This window comes from Streptomyces sp. NBC_01351 (assembly GCF_036237315.1).
Taxonomy (GTDB): Bacteria; Actinomycetota; Actinomycetes; order Streptomycetales; family Streptomycetaceae; genus Streptomyces.
This window is the reverse complement of sequence record NZ_CP108356.1, coordinates 6779890-6801183: the sequence shown is the minus strand read 5'-3', so window position 1 is coordinate 6801183 and position 21294 is coordinate 6779890. Positions and strand designations below refer to the sequence as shown.

At 72.4% G+C, this 21294-nt stretch carries 19 protein-coding genes, 4 tRNA genes and 1 pseudogene; 8 read left to right on the top strand and 16 right to left on the bottom strand.

From position 1 onward, the window contains the following. The first annotated feature begins 12 nt into the window (after positions 1-12). The 4 genes from OG625_RS31380 (at position 13) to OG625_RS31365 (ending at position 377) form a co-directional block, all read left to right on the top strand. Positions 13-86, top strand: a tRNA-Cys gene (locus tag OG625_RS31380). 1 nt (position 87) lies between these two features. Next, positions 88-159 (top strand) — tRNA-Val (locus tag OG625_RS31375). A gap of 19 nt (positions 160-178) precedes the next feature. Next, positions 179-250, top strand: a tRNA-Val gene (locus OG625_RS31370). Between the two features lie 52 nt (positions 251-302). Beyond that, positions 303-377, top strand: a tRNA-Val gene (locus tag OG625_RS31365). A gap of 52 nt (positions 378-429) precedes the next feature. On the opposite strand, the gene OG625_RS31360 is transcribed toward OG625_RS31365, so the two are convergent. From OG625_RS31360 to OG625_RS31350, 3 genes are all read right to left on the bottom strand, one after another. Continuing rightward, positions 430-726 (bottom strand): TFIIB-type zinc ribbon-containing protein, encoded by a 297-nt coding sequence (locus OG625_RS31360; RefSeq protein ID WP_329387730.1) that lies wholly within the window; start codon positions 724-726, stop codon positions 430-432. A 73-nt stretch (positions 727-799) separates the two neighbouring features. Further along, positions 800-1741: an aminoglycoside phosphotransferase family protein gene (locus OG625_RS31355; RefSeq protein ID WP_329387729.1), complete on the bottom strand. Its 942-nt coding sequence runs from the start codon at positions 1739-1741 to the stop codon at positions 800-802. A gap of 226 nt (positions 1742-1967) precedes the next feature. Continuing rightward, positions 1968-2153, bottom strand: coding sequence for a hypothetical protein (locus OG625_RS31350; protein WP_037797219.1), 186 nt, complete (start codon positions 2151-2153; stop codon positions 1968-1970). 556 nt (positions 2154-2709) lie between these two features. Between OG625_RS31350 and OG625_RS31345 the strand changes: the two genes are divergently transcribed. After that, a complete protein-coding gene (locus OG625_RS31345) occupies positions 2710-3915 on the top strand; it encodes a serine/threonine-protein kinase (RefSeq protein WP_329387727.1) in 1206 nt (401 codons plus the stop codon). A gap of 27 nt (positions 3916-3942) precedes the next feature. On the opposite strand, the gene OG625_RS31340 is transcribed toward OG625_RS31345, so the two are convergent. The 9 genes and pseudogenes from OG625_RS31340 to OG625_RS31300 form a co-directional block, all read right to left on the bottom strand. Continuing rightward, complete coding sequence (locus OG625_RS31340; RefSeq protein WP_329387726.1) at positions 3943-4755, bottom strand: TrmH family RNA methyltransferase; 813 nt, start codon at positions 4753-4755, stop codon at positions 3943-3945. A 42-nt stretch (positions 4756-4797) separates the two neighbouring features. Then, the gene (gene cobA / locus OG625_RS31335; protein ID WP_329387725.1) at positions 4798-6030 is read right to left on the bottom strand and encodes a uroporphyrinogen-III C-methyltransferase; all 1233 of its coding nucleotides are present in this window, start codon (positions 6028-6030) and stop codon (positions 4798-4800) included. A 330-nt stretch (positions 6031-6360) separates the two neighbouring features. Beyond that, positions 6361-9627, bottom strand: coding sequence for a nicotinate-nucleotide--dimethylbenzimidazole phosphoribosyltransferase (cobT, locus tag OG625_RS31330; protein ID WP_329387723.1), 3267 nt, complete (start codon positions 9625-9627; stop codon positions 6361-6363). Positions 9628-9856: 229 nt separating this feature from the next. Further along, positions 9857-11059, bottom strand: coding sequence for a precorrin-6y C5,15-methyltransferase (decarboxylating) subunit CbiE (gene cbiE, locus OG625_RS31325; protein ID WP_329387722.1), 1203 nt, complete (start codon positions 11057-11059; stop codon positions 9857-9859). A gap of 79 nt (positions 11060-11138) precedes the next feature. Then, positions 11139-11819: a GNAT family N-acetyltransferase gene (locus OG625_RS31320; RefSeq protein ID WP_329387721.1), complete on the bottom strand. Its 681-nt coding sequence runs from the start codon at positions 11817-11819 to the stop codon at positions 11139-11141. A 173-nt stretch (positions 11820-11992) separates the two neighbouring features. Beyond that, the gene (locus tag OG625_RS31315; protein ID WP_329387720.1) at positions 11993-12856 is read right to left on the bottom strand and encodes a MetQ/NlpA family ABC transporter substrate-binding protein; all 864 of its coding nucleotides are present in this window, start codon (positions 12854-12856) and stop codon (positions 11993-11995) included. A gap of 78 nt (positions 12857-12934) precedes the next feature. After that, complete coding sequence (locus tag OG625_RS31310) at positions 12935-13603, bottom strand: methionine ABC transporter permease (protein WP_329387718.1); 669 nt, start codon at positions 13601-13603, stop codon at positions 12935-12937. Beyond that, positions 13600-14664, bottom strand: a complete 1065-nt coding sequence (locus OG625_RS31305) for a methionine ABC transporter ATP-binding protein (RefSeq protein ID WP_329391137.1) — start codon at positions 14662-14664, stop codon at positions 13600-13602. Before OG625_RS31305 ends, OG625_RS31310 begins: the two co-directional genes overlap by 4 nt. A gap of 370 nt (positions 14665-15034) precedes the next feature. Then, positions 15035-15361: pseudogene (locus OG625_RS31300) on the bottom strand (HAD-IA family hydrolase); the annotation flags it as partial. A gap of 370 nt (positions 15362-15731) precedes the next feature. On the opposite strand from OG625_RS31300, the gene OG625_RS31295 reads away from it, so the two are divergent. Both OG625_RS31295 and OG625_RS31290 read left to right on the top strand, forming a co-directional pair. Further along, on the top strand, positions 15732-16100 hold the full coding sequence (locus tag OG625_RS31295) for a hypothetical protein (RefSeq protein ID WP_329387716.1): 369 nt from the start codon (positions 15732-15734) through the stop codon (positions 16098-16100). After that, entirely contained in the window at positions 16093-16509 is a 417-nt protein-coding gene (locus OG625_RS31290) for a hypothetical protein (protein WP_329387713.1), read from the top strand. The genes OG625_RS31295 and OG625_RS31290 overlap by 8 nt, the downstream gene beginning before the upstream one ends. 32 nt (positions 16510-16541) lie before the next feature. Here OG625_RS31290 and OG625_RS31285 read toward each other — a convergent pair whose 3' ends face one another. The 3 genes from OG625_RS31285 to OG625_RS31275 form a co-directional block, all read right to left on the bottom strand. Further along, positions 16542-17048: a GNAT family N-acetyltransferase gene (locus OG625_RS31285; RefSeq protein ID WP_329387711.1), complete on the bottom strand. Its 507-nt coding sequence runs from the start codon at positions 17046-17048 to the stop codon at positions 16542-16544. 37 nt (positions 17049-17085) lie between these two features. Then, positions 17086-17622: a sigma-70 family RNA polymerase sigma factor gene (locus tag OG625_RS31280; RefSeq protein ID WP_329387709.1), complete on the bottom strand. Its 537-nt coding sequence runs from the start codon at positions 17620-17622 to the stop codon at positions 17086-17088. 73 nt (positions 17623-17695) lie between these two features. After that, complete coding sequence (locus OG625_RS31275; protein WP_329387706.1) at positions 17696-18850, bottom strand: glycerophosphodiester phosphodiesterase; 1155 nt, start codon at positions 18848-18850, stop codon at positions 17696-17698. Positions 18851-19124: 274 nt separating this feature from the next. Between OG625_RS31275 and OG625_RS31270 the strand changes: the two genes are divergently transcribed. Further along, positions 19125-19754: a lysophospholipid acyltransferase family protein gene (locus tag OG625_RS31270; protein WP_329387704.1), complete on the top strand. Its 630-nt coding sequence runs from the start codon at positions 19125-19127 to the stop codon at positions 19752-19754. A 3-nt stretch (positions 19755-19757) separates the two neighbouring features. Here the strand turns inward: OG625_RS31270 and OG625_RS31265 are convergent, their stop codons facing one another. Then, positions 19758-21254, bottom strand: a complete 1497-nt coding sequence (locus OG625_RS31265) for a membrane-associated oxidoreductase (protein ID WP_329387703.1) — start codon at positions 21252-21254, stop codon at positions 19758-19760. Positions 21255-21294 lie beyond the last annotated feature (40 nt).

Here is a 21294-nt window from a genome sequence, read left to right as displayed (position 1 = left end):
CTGCAGCTCCATGGTGGAGTGGCCGAGAGGCGAGGCAACGGCCTGCAAAGCCGTCTACACGGGTTCAAATCCCGTCTCCACCTCCAAGGACGATTAGCTCAGCGGGAGAGCGCTTCCCTGACACGGAAGAGGTCACTGGTTCAATCCCAGTATCGTCCACTGATCCGCAAGGATCCCCGCGCGATTAGCTCAGCGGGAGAGCGCTTCCCTGACACGGAAGAGGTCACTGGTTCAATCCCAGTATCGCGCACGCAGCACCAAGCACCACCTGTTCGACCTGCGGCTTTCGAGCCGTGGAGCCCGCGCGATTAGCTCAGCGGGAGAGCGCTTCCCTGACACGGAAGAGGTCACTGGTTCAATCCCAGTATCGCGCACCATCCGGAAGCCCCGGCCGTCTCACGGCCGGGGCTTCCGCGTTGTCCCCTCGGGTCAGGACGAGAAGAGCATCCGGCCGAAACCGCCGCGGTGGTGCTGGCCGTGGCCGCCGTGGTGCGGGGCGCCCCAGGCGGGGGCGGAGGCCACGTGCTGGGGCGGGTACGGGGCCGGCGGCGCGGCGGGCGGCGGGACCTGGCCGTACTGCTGGGAGGTGTACTGGGACTCCAGGCGGGTCAGCGCCTCCAGCTCGCCGTAGTCGAGGAAGATGCCGCGGCAGCCGCTGCACTGCTCTATCTGGACGCCGTTGCGGTTGTAGGTGTGCATCATCGCGTGACACTTCGGACACTGCATGGGCGGTTCAACTCCTCGGCGTGGACGGGGCCACCGGACGCCGGAATGCATGCCCGGTGGCGCGGAGCTCACCCTACGACGGAGGCTCTCGTTCCAAGTCGGCCGGGAGAGCGGCTATTCGGGCACACGCGTCCACCATCAGCCGCTCCCCCTCGTCGAGTCGGCGGCGCCCCTCCGCCGCCTTGGCCAGGGCGAGCGCGGCCGTCTGCACGGTGAGGGCGCGAGCCGCGAGGTCGAGTTCCGGCCACGGATCGGTGCCGGGCGGTCCGGCGGCCGGGCCGCCGGCGTCCCGGTAGGCGTCGAGGAAGCGCTCCCAGGCTTGGGGGGCGAGCAGCCCGGCCGCGTACCAGGCGGCGGGGCGGCCGAGGTCCCAGGTGGGGGTGCCGAGGCCGAGGTCGTCGACGTCGATGAGGAACCAGGGCCCCTGGGGGGCGGGGTAGCGGACCAGCTGCCCGAGGTGCAGGTCCCCGTGGCACAGCGCCCCGCCGGGCGGCGCCTCGGCCTCCCCGCGCGCCCAGGCGGGCAGGGTCCGCGCGGCGGCCCGTACGGAGCGCACCTCGCCCGGGTCCGGGCCGGCGGGCAGGGCCTCCGCGAGGCGCAGGCGGTCCAGGGCGCGGGCGAGCTTGGCCGGGCCGCGCATCGGCGGGAGCGGGCCGGGGAGGGCGGAGAGCGGTGTCCGGTGCAGGGCGGCCAGGAGCCCGGCGGTCGCCTCCCAGGGGGCCTCTTCGGGGCGCCGCGGGTCGACGGGGGTTCCGTAGGGCCACAGGGAGACGGGCCTGTTCTGCACCCGTCCGGGCACGGGGAGCAGCGGGGGCAGCAGTACGCCGCCGAGGGCCTGGTGGCCGGCGATCCGCAGGCGTACGGCGAGGGCCTCGTGATCGGCGTCCCCCGCGTGGGCTTTGGCCACGACCTCCCCGCAGCGCACCACGGTGCCGTCGTCCCGGTCCGCGAGGAGGGCGTACGGAAGCGGTTGGGCGGTACAGGCAGCGAGGGCCTCGGGCAGCGAGTCGGTCATGGGAACCCCGGGGTGGGTGGTGCGGCAGCAGCCTCTCGGGGATCGTACGCCGGGGAGGGCGGATCGGGGCAGGACGTCCGGGCACGAAAAAGGGTGCTGCCCGTCCGACTCCCCAGTCGTACGGGCAGCACCCTTCACCTGCCGTCCGTCGTCGTTCCCCCGTCCCCACGGGGTCCGACAGGCCGATGTCCCGGTCCGGGCCGCTCTCCCGGACCTGGGGCGCCGCTCAGCGCCCCAGCATCACGCCAACGGACGACGCCTGTGCCGCCACCTGGTCGAAGCCTCCGAAGAGGAAGAGCAGGAGGGCGGCCAGGGGGAGGACCATGGCCGCGGCCACCAGCGGGTGGCGCGTACCGGACTCATGGCCGTTGAACGCGAATGCCTTGCGTCCCTGCCGTGCGATGTCCGCCATGGTCCTCTCCCTGTCGTTTGGCAGCGGCGGGCTTTTGACCTCGGGGGACGAGAGCACTGCCCGCCGCTTGACTTCAACACTAGGCGGGCGGGGGGCCCGTGGCCTCATGCCCTCGTACCCATTGGCGGGCCTCCAGGAGGATGACGGGCCGCGCCCGGCGTACTCCCCTGGGTGGAGACCGTCCCCCGCGAGTCGGGGTCTTCCCGGAGGGGATGACCGGAGCGTAGTGACTTCGCTCACTTCCGTCACTCCCTGCACACGGGTGTCCGTCCGTCGGGTGTCGACAAGATCGACTCGGTGCGGGTGGCGTACGGGTGCGCCCTGGCCGGCGGACGCCGACGCAGGTGACCGCCCTGCCGGCCCAACCCCCTTGGGTGGAAAGCCGTTTGGGGACGGGGCGGAAGGGTCGGCGGATGAGGGGCCGGCCCCCTGAGGATCCCTCAAGTGTGTTGTGGCGTACTGACGATCGAATCCTCCGGCGAGGGCGCGGCCTCTGAGCGCGCATGCCGGATGGTCCGTAAGCTGTGCCACGTCAACAGGACGACCGGTCAGCGGGGTGGACATGGCGATGATGCGGCTCCGGCGCGAGGACCCGCGTGTCGTCGGCTCGTTCAGACTGCACCGACGGCTCGGCGCCGGCGGCATGGGCGTGGTCTACCTGGGATCCGACCGGCGCGGGCAGCGCGTCGCGCTCAAGGTGATCCGGCCGGATCTGGCCGAGGACCAGGAGTTCCGCTCGCGGTTCGCCCGCGAGGTGTCCGCCGCCCGGCGGATCCGGGGCGGGTGCACCGCACGCCTGGTGGCGGCGGACCTGGAGGCCGAGCGGCCGTGGTTCGCCACCCAGTACGTTCCCGGACCCTCGCTGCACGACAAGGTGGCCGAGGAAGGCCCCCTCACGGCCTCGCAGATCGCCGCGATCGGGGCCGCCCTGTCCGAGGGGCTGGTCGCCGTGCACGAGGCGGGGGTCGTCCATCGGGACCTCAAGCCGTCGAACATCCTGTTGTCCCCCAAGGGCCCGCGGATCATCGACTTCGGGATCGCCTGGGCCACCGGCGCGAGCACCCTCACCCATGTGGGCACCGCCGTCGGCTCCCCCGGTTTCCTCGCGCCCGAGCAGGTGCGCGGGGCCGCCGTCACCCCGGCCACCGACGTGTTCTCCCTCGGCGCCACCCTGGCCTACGCGGCGACGGCCGACTCCCCGTTCGGGCACGGCAGTTCCGAGGTCATGCTGTACCGCGTGGTGCACGAGGAGCCCCACCTGCAGGGGGTCCCGGACGCGCTCGCGCCGCTCGTACGGGCCTGCCTGGCCAAGGATCCCGAGGACCGGCCCAGCACGCTCCAGCTGTCGATGCGGCTCAAGGAGATCGCGGCCCGCGAGGCGCAGGGGCTGGCGGAGGTCCGCCCGCCGGCGCAGCGCGGCCGGACCGAGCGGCCGACGGGGCGGCTCCCCGAAGGGGCCGAGGAGTACGCCGACCAGCGCGCGGAGCGTCGTACCGGCGGCGGCACCGTGCCCCGGGGCCAGGGCGGGGTCCCGAGCGGACCGCACTCGCGGCCCTCGTCCTCGCGCAATCCGCGCAGTCCCGGCGGTCCGTCCTCGCGGCCCACCTCGGGCCGTACGGGAGGCCGCCCTGCGCCCCGGACGACCGGGACAGGCCGGCGCCCCTCGCGGCCGGACCCGAGGCTGATGCGGCAGCGGCTGATCGTGTTCGTCGTGGTGACGCTGATCGTGGCGCTGGGCATCGCGGCGGCCCAGAAGCTTTAGGGGCCGCCGCCGGCCGCCGCCCGCGGGTTACGCGCGGCCGCCGGCCACCGCGTAGAAGGCGACGGCGGCCGCGGCGCCCACGTTCAGCGAGTCCACGCCGTGCGCCATGGGGATCCGTACCCATTCGTCGGCGGCGACCAGCGCCTGCGTGGACAGGCCGTCGCCCTCGGCTCCGAGCATCAGCGCGACCCGGTCCAGGGTCTGCGGGGCGGCCACGTCGATCGGCGAGGCCTTCTGGTGCGGGGTGAGGGCGAGCAGCTTGAAGCCCGCCTCGCGCACCGAGTCCAGGCCCTTGGGCCAGGTGTCGAGGCGGGCGTAGGGCACGGAGAAGACCGCGCCCATGGAGACCTTCACCGAGCGGCGGTAGAGCGGGTCCGCGCAGTCGGGCGACAGCAGGACCGCGTCCATGCCGAGGGCGGCGGCGCTACGGAAGATGGCGCCGATGTTGGTGTGGTCGTTGACCGCTTCCATGATGACCACGCGGCGGGTCGTGGCGAGGAGCTCCTCGGCCGTCGGCAGCGGCTTGCGCTGCATGGAGGCGAGGGCGCCGCGGTGCACGTGGTAGCCGGTGACGCGTTCGGCGAGCTCGGGGCTGACGGCGTAGACCGGGGCCGGGAGCTCGTCGATGACATCGCGCATGACGTCGACCCACTTGGCCGAGAGCAGCATCGAGCGCATCTCGTACCCGGCGTCCTTGGCCCGTCTGATGACCTTCTCGCCCTCGGCGATGAAGAGGCCTTCCGCGGGCTCGCGCCGGCGCCGGAGTTCGACGTCGGTCAGGCCCGTGTAGTCGCGCAGGCGCGGGTCGTCGGGGTCTTCGACGGTGATGAGATCAGCCACAGGGTGATACTGCCTTGTCCTGGGTGCGGTGCCAACGGCCTGTCAGGCGTTGGTGGTGGGAAGCGCGTCACCGGGGGTGTTGACCCGGACGACCTCGCCGATCACGATGACGGCCGGCGGGCGGACCTCCTCGGCGCGGACCCTCTCGCCGACCGTGGCGAGGGTGGCGTCCACCCGACGCTGAGTGGCGGTGGTGCCCTCCTGGACGACCGCCACCGGAGTGTCGGCGGAGCGTCCGTGGCGGACCAGCGCCTCGGCGATCAGGCCGATCTTGTCGACGCCCATCAGGATCACCAGGGTGCCGGTGAGCTTGGCGAGGGAGGCCCAGTCCACGAGCGAGCGCGGGTCGTCGGGGCCGACGTGGCCGCTGACCACGGTGAACTCGTGGGCCACGCCGCGGTGGGTGACGGGGATGCCGACGGCGCCGGGCACCGAGATGGAGCTGGAGATGCCGGGGACCACGGTGCAGGGGATGCCGGCCTCGGCGAGGGCCTGGAGCTCCTCCATGCCGCGGCCGAAGACGTACGGGTCGCCGCCCTTGAGGCGCACCACGGCCTTACCGGCCTTGGCGTGCTCGATCAGGGCGTTGTTGATGGCCTCCTGGGCCATGAACCGGCCGTACGGGATCTTCGCCGCGTCGATGACCTCGACGTGCGGGGGGAGCTCGTCGAGGAGGTCGCGGGGGCCGAGCCGGTCGGCGATGACCACGTCGGCCTCGGCGAGGAGGCGGCGGCCGCGCACGGTGATGAGGTCGGGGTCGCCGGGGCCGCCGCCGACGAGGGACACGCCGGGGGTGTGCGGGCGGGCGGCGGTGAGGGAGCCGTCGCGCAGACCCTCGACGACCGCGTCGCGGACGGCGGCGGAGCGGCGGGGGTCGTTGCCGCTCAGGACGGCGACGGTGACGCCCTCGACGCGGCCGGTGGCCGGGGTCCAGGCGGTGGCGGCCTCGGCGTCGTCGGCGCGGACGCACCAGACCCGCTCGCGCTCGGCTTCGGCGGAGGCGCGGTCGTTGGCGGCGCGGTCGCGGGTGGCGATGAGGGCGTACCAGGTTCCGGCGAGGTCGCCGTCCTCGTAGCGGCGGCGCTCCCAGCGGATCTCGCCGGTCTCGGCCATGGCGTCCACGGAGGGGGTGGCGGAGGGGGAGATCAGGAGGACGTCGGCGCCGGCCGCGATGAGCGCGGGGAGGCGGCGCTGGGCGACCTGTCCGCCGCCGATGACGACGACGCGGCGGCCGGCGAGTCGGAGACCGACGGGGTACGCGGGGTGTTCGGCCATGGCGGTGCGGCTCCTGATGCGGCGGTCGTTCTGTCTTGCCGCTGCGGCGTTGGAGCGGCGGGGTACTGACGTGCGGTTTCTTGTGCGGGTCCACGATACGGCCCGGCGGGGGCGGTGGCGCGGGGCGGGCCGGTCCCGCTGCGCGGGGGCTCCCGGGGCTCCGCCCCGGACCCCGCTCCTCACACGCCGGAGGGGCTGAATTTCGCTTCCGCTGGATTTCGGCTGACGCCGTCCCGCCGGGCGGGCTGGATTGCCCGGAGGGCAATTCCAGCCTCGCCGGCGTTTGAGTCGCCCGGTCTGGGGCGGGCCCCAGGGAGGCGGACCGCGGGGCTACTTTTCGGTGACGCCCGCGGAGTCGAAGGTGGCTACCTCGTGCATCGCGCGGGCCGCGCTCTGGACCAGCGGGAGGGCCAGCAGGGCGCCCGTGCCCTCGCCGAGGCGGAGGTCCAGGTCGACCAGCGGGCGCAGGCCCAGCTTGTTCAGGGCCGCCACGTGGCCGGGCTCGGCGCTGCGGTGGCCCGCGATGCACGCGGAGAGGGACTCGGGGGCGATGGCGCGGGCCACCAGGGCGGCCGCGCCCGCGCTCACGCCGTCGAGGATGACCGGCGTACGGAGGGAGGCTCCGCCGAGGAGGAGGCCCACGATGGCCGCGTGCTCCAGGCCGCCGATCGCCGCCAGGACGCCGATCGGGTCCGCCGGGTCCGGCTGGTGGAGTTCCAGGGCTCGGCGTACGACCTCGACCTTGCGGGCGTGGGTCTCGTCGTTGATGCCGGTGCCGCGGCCGGTGACCTCCGCCGGGTCGACCCCGGTGAAGACCGAGATGAGGGCCGCGGAGACCGTGGTGTTCGCGATGCCCATCTCGCCCGTGAGGAGCGCCTTGTTGCCGGCCGCGACCAGGTCGCGGGCGGTCTCGATGCCGACCTCGATGGCCGCGATCGCTTCCTCGCGGGTCATCGCCGGGCCGGTGGAGAGGTCCGCCGTGCCCGGGCGGACCTTGCGGGGCAGGAGGCCGGGGGTGGCCGGGAGGTCCCCGGCGACGCCGACGTCGATCACGCAGACCTCGGCGCCGACCTGGTTGGCGAAGGCGTTGCAGACCGCGCCGCCGCCGAGGAAGTTGGCCACCATCTGGGTGGTGACCTCCTGCGGCCAGGGGGTGACGCCCTGGGCGTGGACCCCGTGGTCGCCCGCGAAGATCGCGACAGCGGCCGGCTCCGGGATCGGCGGCGGGCAGACCCGAGACAGGCCGGCGAGCTGCGCGGAGATGATTTCGAGCATGCCCAGGGCCCCGGCGGGCTTGGTCATGCGCTTCTGCCGCTCCCAGGCCTCGCCGAGCGCCTTCGCGTCGAGCGGGCGGATGCTGGCGACCGTCTCGGAGAGCAGGTCGTGCGGCTCCTCGCCGGGCAGCGCGCGGCGTCCGTACGTCTCCTCGTGGACCACCCAGGAGAGCGGACGGCGCTGGGACCAGCCGGCCTGGGCCAGCTCGGGCTCCTCGGGGAACTCGTCGACGTAGCCGACGCACAGGTAGGCGACGACCTCCAGGTGCTCGGGGAGGCCGAGCGTGCGGACCATCTCGCGCTCGTCGAAGAAGCTGACCCAACCGACGCCGAGGCCTTCGGCGCGGGCCGCGAGCCACAGGTTCTCGACGGCCAGGGCCGAGGAGTACGGGGCCATCTGCGGCTGCGTGTGCCGGCCGAGGGTGTGGCGGCCGCCGCGGGTGGGGTCGGCGGTGACGACGATGTTCACCGGGGTGTCGAGGATGGCCTCGATCTTGAGTTCCTTGAACTGCTTCGCCCGGGCCTTGGGCAGCGAGTTCGCGTAGGCCTCGCGCTGGCGCTGGGCGAGCTCGTGCATGGTCCGACGGGTCTCGCCCGAGCGGATCACGACGAAGTCCCAGGGCTGGGAGTGGCCGACGCTGGGCGCGGTGTGGGCCGCCTCCAGCACGCGGAGCAGCACCTCGTGCGGAATGGGGTCGGTACGGAAGCCCTTGCGGATGTCGCGGCGCTCGCGCATCACCCGCAGGACGGCCTCGCGCTCGGCGTCGTCGTAGGCCGGAGCCGGGTCGCCTGCGGCGGGCTCCGGCGGTTCGACCGCCACCGGCTGGGCCGGGTCGACGGCCTCGGGCTGCGCCGGTTCGGTGGTCCCGGGCTGCGCCTCTTCGAGTACGGGTGCGAGCTGGTCGGCCGGTGCGTCCGCGACGGGCTCGGCCGGTTCGACAGCCTCGGGCTCAGCGGGTACCGAATCGGCCGGGGCGGCCGGGGCCTCTGCCACGGGCTCGGCCGGCTGCTCCGGCGTGGCGGGTACGGGTGCGGGCTGGTCGGCCGCCTGGGGCAGGGCCTCGGCGACGACCGGCTCAGCGGGCTCGGGCTCGACGGCGACGGGTGCGGGTGTGGCGAAGCCGGGCTCGACGGCGACGGCAGCGGCAACCGGCTCGGCCGGTACGGCGGCCACGGGCGGGGCGTCGGAGGAGACCGGCGCGGCGGCGAGCGGCTCGACGGGCAGGGCTTCCGCCAGGGCCGGCTCGGCCTGGGCCGGCTCGGCCTCGGCCGGCCCGGCCTGGGCGGGCTCGATCGGCAGGGCCTCCGCCGGGGGCACCTCGGCGGACGGCGGCTCGGTGGGCTGGATCACCGTTTCTGCGGGCTCGGCCGGGAGCGCGGCGGGCTCGACCGGCAGGGCCACGGGCTCGGCCGGGAGCTCCACGGCCATCGGGGCTGCCGGGAAGGGCTCGGGCTCGGCCGGGGGCACGGGGCCTGCCGGCGCGGGCTCGGCGGCGGAGGCGGGATCCACGGCGAAGACGGGCTCCGCGGCGAGGACGGAATCCGGCTGCGGCTCGGGGTGGTACTCGGGCTGGTGCTCGGCCTGCGGCTGGTGCTCCGGCTCGGGGGCCGGGGCGGCCTCCATCACGGGCTGCGGCTGCGGCTGCTGCTGCTCGGCGAACTGGGGCTGCTGCTGCGGGGTCCACGGGGTGCCGGCCTGCGGCGGGATCTCGGCGAGCTGCGGGGCGGGGGTCCCCGGGATGTCGAGGTACTCGGGGCCCGCGGTCGGCACGCCGGGCTGGCGCACGGGGGCGGGCGCCGCGGCCGGACCGCGGTCCGCGAGGGAGCGTACGACTCCGCCGGTGGCCTCGGGCACGGGCGGACCCATGTGCAGCGGGCGGCGGACCGGGGCGGCGACGGCGGGGGCCGCGGGCAGGGGGTACCCCTGGACGGAGTCTGGGGGAGGAACGGTGAGTCCGCCGAGGTCGAGCGCGCCGGAGTCACGGCCACCCGCCTCGTGCGCGCCGGCGCCGTAGGAGGGGTACTCGGGGTACGCGGCCGGCTCGGTGTACACCGGGGCCTCGGGGTAGGCGGGCTCGGTGCCGTAGGCCGGGAACTCGGGGGCCGGCGGGACGACCTGGGGGTCGCTCCACGCGCCCTGGCCGCTCGGCATCAGCAGGAGTTCCTCGTCCTCCGGCTCGGCCGGGTCGTCCACGAGGTCCTGGAAGGCGTAGCCGGCGGGAAGCGGTGCCGGGATCTGGACGGGACCGGGGATGCCCTGCTGATCCACCATGCCCCCGTTGTCCGGGTGACCCTCGCCCGGGACCTGGCCGGTGTCAGTCATGCGTACCCCTCGCCCATCGGTGTTGCCTCTTCGATCGCCCGGCGCCCACGTGACGAACGAACGGTCCGCGCGACAACCAGTAAGCATTGTCGCGCCCGTTCGTCACCGTGGCGGCCATAACCGCCACGGTCCTCTGTGGACTGCGCCACGTCGTGCGTACGAGCTGTGCCGCGATGCCCGAATCGTCCTGGGCGGTACGACGATCGGCCAGCCTACCCCGGCCTCCGTCTCAGCGGTTCACCGGGCGCTGTGCCGACAGCAGGAAGACGACGGAACGGTCCTGTTCGGCCCAGGTCCGGGTGTCGAGGCCGACGGACTGGAGGAGCGCGCACTCGACGGCGTACCCGTGTTCCGTCAGTGCGCGGCCGATGGCCTCCGCCTCGTCGCGCGTGGAGGCGTGGCTGACGATCCGTTCGGGGCGCCGGTCGGCGACGGCCGCGACCACTTCGGCTCCGCCGCCGCCGACGCGTACGACGTCGGGTTCGGGCAGGTCTTCCAGTACGTGGGGCGCGCGTCCGGCGACGACCTGGAGCTGCACGCCTCGCTTGCGGGCGGCGGCAGTTACGCGTTCGCAGGCGTCGGGGTCGGCGTCCACGGCGATGACGGCCGCGCCGAACGCGGCGGCGTCCACGGCGACGCCGCCGGTGCCGGTGCCGATGTCCCAGACGAGGTCGCCGGTGCGAGGGCCGAGCCGGGCGAGCTGCGCGGCCCGCAGTTGTGCGGACTGCCCCTCCCCCGCTTCGGCCTGGGGGCGGGCCCAGCCGCGGCCGGCGGCCGGGGCGGGGCGCTGTCCGAGCAGCCAGCCCGGTTCGGCCTCCGGGGCCTGTCCCCCGCCGCCGATGACGATGACGACGTTCGGGTCGCGCCAGTTGTGGTCGGCGGCCTTGTCGGAGGTGAGGACGCTCACCTGCTCGCGGTCGGTGCCGAGTTCCTCGCAGACGACGAAGGTGCGGTGGACTCCTTCGAGGAGCAGCGCGAGTTCGGCGGGTCCGGCGCCGGGCGAGGTGAGGACGGCGACCTTGGGGTGGGCGCGGCAGACGTTGACGGCGCGGCGCAGGGTGCGGCGGTGGGCGACGACGACCTGCGCGTCGTCCCAGGGCATCCCGGCCCGGGCGAAGGCGGCGGCGACGGAGGAGACGGCCGGGATGACTTCCACCTCCAGGCCGTGTTCGGGCGCGCGGAGGGTGCGTACGACGCCGAAGAAGCCGGGGTCGCCGTCGGCGAAGACGACGGCGGTGCCGCGGTGGCCGGCGATGCGGCGGGCGGCGAGGCCGAGGCTGCCGAGGCGGATGCGTTCCGCGGTGGGCGGGACCTCTGGGAGTGCGAGGTGGTGGGCCGCGCCGGCCACCAGGGTGGCGGCGGAGAGCGCGGACCGGGCGGCCGCGGTCAGCGTAGAACCGTCCCAGCCGATCACCGTGACCCGGTCGGCCATCGTCGTCAGTCTCCTGGTGTGGGGGCAGGCGAATTCGTCGGGGTGGGGTCGGGCACGGTGAGACTACCTGGTCATCGGCTCAGCTCCAGTCGGCGCCGACGGCGTAGTTGTTCGCGTCGGCCCGCTGCCCGAAGGAGTAGTTGTCCTCGTACCCGTAGCCGTTGTCGTAGGCGTCTGATTCGTCGAGGTCCTCGGGGAGCAGGCTCCAGACGATGAGGTCGGTACGGGTGTCGGCCCAGGTGCCTTCGGGTGTCTGCGTGCGCACTATCCACGCGTTGCGCAGGACGCCTTCGCTGATGCAGCCGATCTTCTGGGCCACCTGCTGGGAGGCGGTGTTGTCGGCCGCGGTGCGCAGTTCGAGGCGTTCGAAGCGCTGGTCGCGGAAGAGCCACTGGGCGACGGCGAGCACGGACTCGCTCGCGTAGCCCTCGCCGCGGGCCCAGGGGGCGGTGACGTAGCCGACCTCGGTGGCGCGGGTGCGCCAGTTGGTGTTCTGGAGGTGGACGATGCCGACGAGGCGTTGGGTGAGGAACTCGGTGACGGCGAAGACGATGCCGCGGCCCTCGGTGCGTTCGGCGTGGGACTGCCGGGTGGCCCATCCGTGCGCGTCCGCCCGGGTGTAGGGGTGCGGTGCGGAGGTCCAGGCGGTGACGTTCTCGTCGTTCATCATCTCGGCGAGCGCGGTGACGTCGTCTTCCTCGAAGGGGCGCAGCACCAGCCGGTCCGTGCTGATGGTGACGTCCGGGAAGGTGGTAGTCATGCGCAGCTCCATGCCGTTGCTGGACCGTTTGCGTGGGTCGTAGGCCACAGCATGCAGCATGGGCCGCGGGGAGTGCATGGCCGGGTTGCCCGGAAGCGGGCAGAGCCGGGCATGATCCACGAGACGGGCCCCGCACCCCCGCCGGGGAGTACGGGGCCCGTCTCAGCCGTGGGTCAGGACTTCGGGGTGCCGAAGGCCGGGATGACCGAGCCCTGGTACTTCTCGTCGATGAACTTCTTGACCTCGTCGGAGTTCAGGAGCTTGGCGAGCTTCTGGATCCGCGGGTCGTTCTGGTTGCCGTCCTTGACCGCGAGGAAGTTGGCGTAGGGGTTGCCCTCGGCCTTCTCCAGGATCAGCGCGTCCTTGGCGGGCGACAGGTTGGCCTCGATGGCGTAGTTGCCGTTGATGACGGCGGCGTCCACGTCGTTCAGGGCGCGCGGGACCGTGGCGGCCTCCAGCTCCTTGAACTCCAGGCCCTTCTTGTCGGTGATGTCGGACAGCTTGGCGCTGGTGCCGACACCTTCCTTGAGGGTGATCAGGTTGTTGGCGGCGAGCAGCTGGAGGGCGCGGCCCTCGTTGGTGGTGTCGTTGGGGACGGCGATGGTCTGGCCGGCCTTGATGTCGGAGAGGGCCTTGACCTTCTTGGAGTAGAGGCCGAGGGGCTCCAGGTGCACGTTCACGACGGGAACGATGTGCGTGTTGTTCTTCTTGTTGAAGTCGTCGAGGTACGGCTTGTGCTGGAAGAAGTTGCCGTCGACCTGGCCCTGCTCGGTGGCGGTGTTCGGCAGGACGTAGTCCGTGAACTCCTTGACCTCGAGCCCCAGGCCTTCCTTGGCGGCGAGCTTGTCCTTGACGAAGTTGAGGATGTCGGCGTGCGGGCTCGGGGAGGCCGCGATCACCAGGGGCTTGCTCTCGTCGGTCTTGCCGCCGTCGGCCTTGGTGGAGGACGGGTCCGAGGAGCTGCCGCAGGCGGTGAGGCCGAGGGCGAGCGCGGAGGCGGTGGCGGCGAGGGCGGTGAGCTTGATGTTCTTACGCACGAAGAGTGCCTTTCTTGCTTTTTACGGGTGGTGGCCCAAGCACGACAAGTGCGGGCTCTCTGGGGGGGAAAGTTCTGTTCAGGCTGTCCGGCCGCGGCGGGCCAGGAGGCGGACCACGCCGTCGCCGATCAGCTGGATCACCGTGACGATGGCGATCAGGACCACGACGGTGGCGATCATGAAGCCGGTCTCGAAGCGCTGGAAGCCGTAGGTGATGGCCTTGGAGCCGAGCCCTTCGCCGCCGACGGCGCCGGCCATCGCCGAGTAGCCGACCAGGGTGATGACGGTGGTGGTGACCCCGGCGACCAGGGAGGGCAGGGCCTGCGGGAGGAGCACCTTGCCGACCAGGGTGGGGATGCCGCCGCCCATGGACTCGACGGCTTCGATCAGGCCGTGGTCCACCTCGCGGACGGCGGTCTCGACGAGCCGGGCGAAGAAGGGGATGGCGCCGATGGCGAGCGGGACGATCATGGCGGTGGGGCCGATGAAGGTGCCGACGATCGCCGTGGTGACCGGGATCAGGAAGATCAGCAGGATGATGAACGGGAGCGAGCGGCCCATGTTCACGATCACGCCGAGGACCTTGTTGAGCGGCCGGTTCTGCAGGAGGCCGCCCTTGTCGGTGAGGACGAGGAGGATGCCGATGGGCAGTCCGCCGAGGACGGTCACCAGGGTGGACCACAGCACCATGTAGAGGGTGTCGTAGGTGCCCTGGGTGAGCAGGGGCTGCATCTCGGACCAGGTCACTTGGCACCATCCTTGACCAGTGCGGAGAGTTCGTCGGCGAGGGCGTCGGCGCTCTCGCCGCCGTCGACGAGTTCGACCTGGAGCCCCTGCTCGCGCAGGAAGCCCACCGGAACGACGTTGTCCTCGTAGCGGCCGGGGAGCTCGATGCGCATCCGGCCGATCTGCTTGCCCGCGACGGTGTCCATCGCGGCGCCGAGGATCGAGATGTCGACGTTGTAGGTACGCGAGAGCTGGGAGATGACCGGCTGGGTGGCCGCGTCGCCGTGGAAGGTGACGTCGACGACGGTGCGGTCGGGTCCGGTGGCGGAGCCGGTGACGGGGAAGAGTTCGCCGGCGAGCTCCGAGCCGGGGGTGGCGAGCAGCTCGGCGACGGTGCCGGACTCGATGATCCGGCCCCGCTTCATGAGGGCGGCCGAGTCGCAGACGGACTTGACCACGTCCATCTCGTGCGTGATGAGGAGGACGGTGAGGCCGAGCTGCCGGTTGAGGTCGCGCAGCAGCTGGAGGATGGAGCGGGTGGTCTCGGGGTCCAGGGCGCTGGTGGCCTCGTCGGAGAGCAGCACCTTGGGGTCGCCGGCCAGGGCGCGGGCGATGCCGACGCGCTGCTTCTGGCCGCCGGAGAGCTGGGTCGGGTAGGCCTTGGCCTTGTCTGCGAGGCCGACCAGGTCGAGGAGTTCGAGTGCCTTGCGGGAGCGGTCGCGGCCGGAGACGCCGAGGATCTCCAGGGGCAGTTCGATGTTGCCCTGGACCGTGCGCGAGGACAGCAGGTTGAAGTGCTGGAAGACCATGCCGATGCGGCTGCGGGCCTGGCGGAGTTCCTTGCCGGCGCGGCGGCCCCGTCCGGCGAGGGCGGTGAGGTCGACGCCGTCGACGGTCACGGTGCCGGTGGTGGGGCGCTCCAACAGGTTCACGCAGCGGATCAGGGAGGACTTGCCGGCGCCGCTCTGGCCGATGACTCCGTAGACCTCGCCCTGGCGGACGTGCAGGTCGACGCCGTCCAGGGCGGTGACCTCGCGGTCACGGGACTGGTAGACCTTCGTGAGGCCCGATGTGGTGATCACAGGAATTCCGTCGCTGTCGAGTGCGCGGCGCGTGCGGGTGCCGGGCACGGGGCAAGGATCTGGGGACGCGATACAGGCTGAAACCGGGATGAATCGTTGGTCTCGGCGCGTGCGCGGGCAGGAGCGGTCCGGGTACGTGGACGGGCTCGGCCGGTCTCGCTTCGGGGCGCGAGGCGTGCGGAAGGGGCCCTCAGAAGGCGCGCATTCGACACATACAACGAGCACCGGGCGTCATCGTCGCCTCGGTCGCAAGGGTGCGGCTGCTCGTCGTGGTCATGGGCCCAAGTAAAGCAGACATGTCACTTCACCGATCAACAGTGTCCGTATAGCGGACGCATTTCGGCCGCATACCGGACGACACCGGTCGGACTCAGCCGTCCGTCCCGAGGGTCAGGACCCCGTCGGTCACCTGCACCGACACGGCCGACAGGTCCCGTACGACCACGTCCGCGTCGAGCTCGTCGGCGGTGTGCGTTGTGGTCAACGCCACGGTTCGCAGGCCGGCCGCGCGGCCCGCCGCCAGGCCGGCCGAGGCGTCCTCGAAGACCACGCAGCGGGCCGGGTCGACGCCCAGTCGGCGGGCGGCGAGCAGGAAGGGCTCCGGGTCGGGTTTGCCGCGGGTGATGTCGTCGGCGGCCACCAGCTCCGGCGTCTCGATGCCCGCCTCGCGCAGCCGGGCCTCGGCGAGCGGCCGGGTGCCGGGTGACCGAGGCGACCACGGCCCAGCGGCCGTGGTCTGCAGATCCGTAAATGATCTCGCCGAGCGGGGCGACCATTCAGCTCGACCCACACGACCCCCTCGTCGGTGATCTTGCGCTCTCGGGCCTCAGGCCCAGCAGCGGTGCACCGATTCCGTGACTCCTCCGCCCCGTAAACGGGTCGGCTTCTCACTCGGCTCCGCGGAGCGTCATGACGGCCAAGCCCTGACCGCTACCCGAGGGCAGGGCCCCAAGCTACTACGCGGCTTCGCGACTGCGGGGGCAAACAGCCCGGTTCACTTCCTTCCGGCGAGGCCCGGGGCCAGGGGTGCGCGCATCGGGTCTTTCGGCCCGTAATACCCTCGCAGCATGCTCGACGCCCTGACGGTCGCCATCGGCGTGGCCGCACTCGCCCTCGCCGCCTGGTGCGGTCACGCCGCGTGGCGGGACCAGCCGACCAAGGACTGGCACTTCATCGGGATGGCCGTGGTGACCGTACTGGTCCTGGCCCAGCTGGTGATCGGCCTGGTCCTGCTGGCCCGGGGCGAGAAGCCCGACGAGGGCAAGGTGATCTTCGTGGCCTACCTGGTGGGCGCGTTCGCCGCGGTACCGGCCGCCGGAATGATGTCGCTCACCGAGCGGACCAAGTGGGGCTCGGTGACGGTGGCCGCCGGCGCCTTCGTCCTCGCCGTCCTCGAAGTACGCCTCCACGACATCTGGGGGACCCCCGGTGCCTGAGGCTGCGAGCGCCGCACCGGCGGAGCGCGAGCGGCTGGTCTCCGGCCCCGGGCTGCTGCTCGTGTGGCTGTACGGGGTGATGGTTGTGGGCGCGCTCTCGCGCTCGGCCTACCAGATCTCGACCCAGTTCGACCGGGCGCCGCTGGCGATCTCGCTGTCCGCGGTGGCGGCGCTGGTCTATGCGTTCATCACGTACTCGCTGGTGCGCGGCGGGGAGACGGCCCGCCGGGCGGCGCTGCTGTGCTGCGCCGCCGAGCTGGCCGGCGTACTGATCGTGGGCACCTGGACGGTGGTGCGCCCCGAGGCGTTCCCTGAGCCGACCGTGTGGTCGAACTTCGGGCTGGGCTACCTGTTCATCCCGGTGATCCTTCCGGTCACCGGGATGCTCTGGCTGCGGCGCAAGCGCTGACGCGGGGCCAGGGGCCGGGCGCCGGGCGCCGGCTAGGCGCTGACCGCGAACTCGGTCGGGTCCTTGGTGTCCTTCTCCAGGATCACCAGCTGCACGCCGTCGGAGGCGGTGCGGCCGCCGACCTGGGTGTAGCCCGCGTTGCGGTAGAGCCTCAGGTTCGACTCGCTCTTGTGGCCGGTGTGCAGGCGGAAGCGGGTGGTGCCGGCGTGCCCGGCGAGGGCCTCCTCCACGGCGCGCAGCAGGCGGGCGCCGAGTCCGTGGCCCTGCAGGCGGGGGTGGACGCAGAGCTTGGCGATCTTGCCCGTGCCCTCCTCGTCGACGTTGCCGCGGACGGTGCCGACCACCTCGTCGCCGAGCCTGGCCACGAGGACGGTGTCCGTCGCCAGCTCCTCCTTGAGGGAGTCCAGGGACTGGGTGAGCGGCTGGATGAGGTAGTTGCCGTACAGCTCGGCCTCGCGCTGGAAGGCCAGGTACTGCAGTTTGAAGATCTGCTCAGCGTCCTCGGCAGCCGCCGCCGAAATGGTCACGCTCATGCCCATGTGCGCATGCCTCCAGCTCACCTGGTAGCCCGTTGGTCTACCGCTCCTTTCCCCGTGGGCCAGGAGCCGCAACCTCTGCAGCCAGCATTCTGCGCAGACATCCCAGGCAACGGGAACGGACGGGCCCCAAACTTCCTTGTGAGATACCCAACTCTCCTGCGATTTCACGGTAAGTGAGGTCTCTGGGCGAAAGAAGTGCCTTCATCAGCTCGGGACACCGTCCGGGCAATCGGGCGACGGCCGATCGCAGTGCGCGGTTCTCCTCGCCATGCAGGAGGGCGTCCTCCGGTTCGTCGGCGACGGGCGAGCGGTGCGGGTGGCGGCCGTCCACGGAGTGATGACGGTAGTCATAGGGGATCTCGCGGCGGGCTCGGCGCCGGGCGCGGCGGGCCTCGGCGCGCACCGCCCGGCGGAGCCAGCGGGCCGGCTCGGCCGGATCGGGGGTGTGTCCCCCGTGCTCCAGCAGCCTGACCCAGACGGCCTGTTCCAGATCGGCCGCGTCCACTCCGGTGCCCGGAGCCTCCGCGGCCGCTTCGGCGGAGAGCAGCGGGCCCAGTTCGTTCAGCAGGTCCATGCCGGGCGGGACGAGTGGGCCTGGCCCGGTGGTTTCCCCACCGGGCCCGGCCCACTCGTACGGGAAGCTACGCTCAGCGGTTGACGGGGCGTCGGCCGGGGCGGAAGGCCTCCGCGGCGAGCAGCCCGGTGTCCGGATTGTCGGTGAAGATGCCGTCGATGCCCTGTTCGAAGTACTTCTTGAAGGCGCCGAGGGCGTCCCCGTACGCGGTCGGGTCGGCGCCCTTGCGGTACTCGGCCGGCAGGAAGTTGTTCTCGTTGCGCGCGGTGTAGGGGTGCAGCAGCAGCCCCTGCGCGTGGGCGTCCTTGACCAGGGTGGTCGGGGCTCCCAGCGTGCCGTCCGCGGTGCGCGGGAGGATCAGGTCCATGGTCGGGCCGATGCCCTGGGCGAAGCCGGCGATCCACTTCAGCCCCTCGGGCTTGACCAGGTCGGCGACCGTACGGGGGTCCTTGGCCTGCTCGAAGTCCCAGGGGCGGGTGCCCGCCGCGGAGAGCAGTACCACGCGGGGCGCGGAGACCAGCCGGGAGAGCCGCTGGATGCTGGAGGGCTCGAAGGACTGGAGGAAGACGGCCGCGTCGCGGTGGTCCCGCCCGTAGCGGCGCAGCAGCTTGGCGAGGGGCTCCTCCAGGCCGAGGCCGAGGCCCCGGAAGTAGCTGGGGTGCTTGGTCTCGACGTGTAGCCAGACCTGCTTGTCGCGCCGGCGGCCCTCCCGGTTCGCCCAGCGCAGCACCTCCTCGAAGGTGGGCACGGCCCACTGGCCGTCGTAGAGCGTGTTGCGCTGGCGCAGGGCGGGGATGCGTTCCTTCGCGCGCAGGGTCTTCAGCTCGGCGAGGGTGAAGTCCTCGGTGAACCAGCCCGTGACGGAGACCCCGTCGATGGACTTGGTGGTGCGCCGGGAGGCGAACTCGGGGTGGTCGGCGACGTCGGTGGTCCCGCCGATCTCGTTCTCGTGACGGCAGACGAGGTGCCCGTCGCGGGTGGGGACCAGGTCCTGCTCGATGACGTCGGCGCCGAGGTCGAGGGCGAGCTGGTAGGAGCCGATCGTGTGCTCCGGCCGGTAGCCGCTGGCCCCGCGGTGTCCGATGACCGTCGGGTAGGGAAGTTCCCGGTGGCCCGCTCCGTTGTCGGTGGCCGAGGCCGATCCCGCCGAGAGTCCGGCCATACCGCCTCCCGCCGCCAGGACGGCCGCCCCCAGGACCGTGCGCCGCGCTGCCCCACCCTGCGTCATGAGTGTTACTCCCCGCTCGTGAAAAGGCCCGAAACTGCGCGCCGATCGTAGGCAAAGGGGGATGTCCGCCGGGCCAGCGCGCGGGGAACATGGCGGAAACGTGCGTCAACACTGCGTATCCGATACGTGAACCCGATGTGCGATCAGCACCGGCCCGCGAGTATCGTCCTCACCTGCACTGCCCGCCGTAGGGTGGGTGTGCGATCCGCTTTTTGATGCCGGAGGGCCCACGTTGTTCCGTACGCGCCTCATCAAAGCCACTGTCGGACCGGTCATGCGCCTGATGTTCCGCACCCGCGTGGAGGGCATCGAGAACATCCCGGGTTCGGGACCGGTGATTTTGGCGGGCAATCACCTCACTTTCATCGACTCGATGATCCTGCCGCTGGTGTGCGACCGCACGGTCCACTTCATCGGCAAGGACGAATACGTGACGGGCAAGGGCCTCAAGGGTCGGCTCATGGCCTGGTTCTTCACCGGCGCCGGCATGATCCCCGTCGACCGTGACGGGGCCAACGGCGGGGTCGCGGCCCTGATGACCGGCCGCCGCATCCTCGAAGAGGGCCGGATCTTCGGCATCTACCCCGAGGGCACCCGCTCCCCCGACGGCCGGCTCTACCGCGGCCGCACCGGCATCGCCCGACTGACGCTGATGACCGGCGCCCCGGTGGTCCCGTTCGCGATGATCGGGACCGACAAGCTCCAGCCGGGCGGGGCCGGCATGCCGCGCCCGGGCCGGGTCACCGTCCGCTTCGGCGAGGCGATGGAGTTCTCCCGCTACGAGGGCATGGACCGCGACCGGTACGTGCTGCGCGCCGTCACGGACTCGGTGATGGCCGAGGTCATGCGGCTCTCGGGCCAGGAGTACGTGGACATGTACGCGACCAAGGCGAAGGCCGCGTAGCTCCTACTGCCGCTGGAGCGACCGGCTGACGCCCGCCAACGTGGTCGTGGCGAGGACCCAGCCGGTCACGATCAGCAGGTACGACAGCCACTGGTGCCAGCCGACCGGCGCGAAGGCCTGTTCCTGGCCGAAGCTGATGATCGGCAGCATCAGGTCGATCGTGTAGAAGACCGGATTGAACTCCGGAGCCTCCCCGGGCTTGAGCGGCCGGGGCGGATCGATCCCGTACGCGATGCAGCCGGTCAGCAGCAGCGCCAGCAGCCAGCCCGCCGCGCGCAGCGGCCGGAAGCCGTAGCCGACCGTGGCGTCCTGGAGGAGTCCCCAGAACCGGGCGTGCCGGGGCAGCGTGCGGCGGTGCCGCCGCAGCTTGGCGAGCTGCACGGTCCGGGCGGCCGCCTCGTCGCCGGCGGTGCGGTAGGCCGCGGCGAGCTGTTCGTAGGCGTACGGGAGGTAGCCGGACTCCTCGCGTTCCAGGGCGGGCAGCCGCTCCTCGGCGGGGAGGTGGGGGGCCAGCGTGCGGTAGCTGAGCCCGTCGATGCGGATCTGCTCGGGCCAGGTCGCGGCCGGCATGTGCAGCAGGTCGAACTGCGAGCGGCGCAGGTTCACCCCGCCCTGGATGGTGTCGCAGGCCCTCAGCCACACCTCGCCGATCACGCAGCTGGAGGCGCGCAGGGCGACTCCGCCGGGGTTGACGAGCCGGGCGTACGCGAGGTTGAGCTGGCCGGGTATGCGGGCGCCGGTGAGGTTGACCCGGCCGGTCAGCTCGGCGCGCATGGCCCGCAGGTCGGTGCCGACGGTCAGGGTCTCGGCGTGCAGGGCCGTGGAGCCGGGGGCCAGCAGGCGGGCGCCGTCGAGGTTGACCTGACCGCCGACGGTGCTGCCGTTGATGCGGGTCTGGCCGTGGACGGTGAGCTCCATGGCGATGACGTCGGTGCCGATGTCGGCGTGGTTGACCTGGAGCAGGGGCTCCTGCTCCCCCTCCGGAGGCCGCTCGTCCGCCGCGCCCGCCGGCGGTGTGCCGATGACCGCCTTGCGGATGAAGAGGCCGCCGGCTATCCGGGCTCCGGAGAGCCGGACGGGCCCCGTGATCCGGCAGCAGGACAGTCTGAGGGCCATGTCGACACGGACGGCGTCGGCGGTCAGCCCGGGCAGGGTCGAGTCGTTGGCCACGAAGACCCGCAACTGGGCTCCGTAGAGCAGCGGTTTGCGCTCGAACCAGGAGGCGCGCAGCCGGATCGGGTGCTCCACGACGGCGTACCTCAGGTTCAGTTTGCCGGTGATCCGGGCGCCCCGGATGTTGAGCCCGGGGACCTGGCCCTCGGTGCCCGGTCCGCTCAGCAGGAGGGCGGTGAGCACCTCGGCGCGTACGGTCCGCTCGGGGCCCCAGGTCTCGCCGGCGGCTCCGGTCTCGTCGGGGTGTTCCCGGAAGTCGACGCCCTCACCGCGCGGGAAGGCTTCCCATACGCGGCGTTCGGCCGGGGTCAGATCGTTGATCTCCATCGCCGGGATGGTGTCCCGCGCTTCGACGAACTGTCAACCG

Excerpts from the sequence above, each read along its gene's own strand:
- OG625_RS31360 (WP_329387730.1), bottom strand. The coding sequence starts at position 726 with ATGCAGTGTCCGAAGTGTCACGCGATGATGCACACCTACAACCGCAAC.
- OG625_RS31355 (WP_329387729.1), bottom strand. The coding sequence starts at position 1,741 with ATGACCGACTCGCTGCCCGAGGCCCTCGCTGCCTGTACCGCCCAACCG.
- OG625_RS31350 (WP_037797219.1), bottom strand. The coding sequence starts at position 2,153 with ATGGCGGACATCGCACGGCAGGGACGCAAGGCATTCGCGTTCAACGGC.
- cobA (WP_329387725.1), bottom strand. The coding sequence starts at position 6,030 with ATGGCCGAACACCCCGCGTACCCCGTCGGTCTCCGACTCGCCGGCCGC.
- cobT (WP_329387723.1), bottom strand. The coding sequence starts at position 9,627 with ATGACTGACACCGGCCAGGTCCCGGGCGAGGGTCACCCGGACAACGGG.
- cbiE (WP_329387722.1), bottom strand. The coding sequence starts at position 11,059 with ATGGCCGACCGGGTCACGGTGATCGGCTGGGACGGTTCTACGCTGACC.
- OG625_RS31320 (WP_329387721.1), bottom strand. The coding sequence starts at position 11,819 with ATGACTACCACCTTCCCGGACGTCACCATCAGCACGGACCGGCTGGTG.
- OG625_RS31295 (WP_329387716.1), top strand. The coding sequence starts at position 15,732 with ATGCTCGACGCCCTGACGGTCGCCATCGGCGTGGCCGCACTCGCCCTC.
- OG625_RS31285 (WP_329387711.1), bottom strand. The coding sequence starts at position 17,048 with ATGGGCATGAGCGTGACCATTTCGGCGGCGGCTGCCGAGGACGCTGAG.
- OG625_RS31280 (WP_329387709.1), bottom strand. The coding sequence starts at position 17,622 with ATGGACCTGCTGAACGAACTGGGCCCGCTGCTCTCCGCCGAAGCGGCC.
- OG625_RS31275 (WP_329387706.1), bottom strand. The coding sequence starts at position 18,850 with ATGACGCAGGGTGGGGCAGCGCGGCGCACGGTCCTGGGGGCGGCCGTC.
- OG625_RS31270 (WP_329387704.1), top strand. The coding sequence starts at position 19,125 with ATGCGCCTGATGTTCCGCACCCGCGTGGAGGGCATCGAGAACATCCCG.
- OG625_RS31265 (WP_329387703.1), bottom strand. The coding sequence starts at position 21,254 with ATGGAGATCAACGATCTGACCCCGGCCGAACGCCGCGTATGGGAAGCC.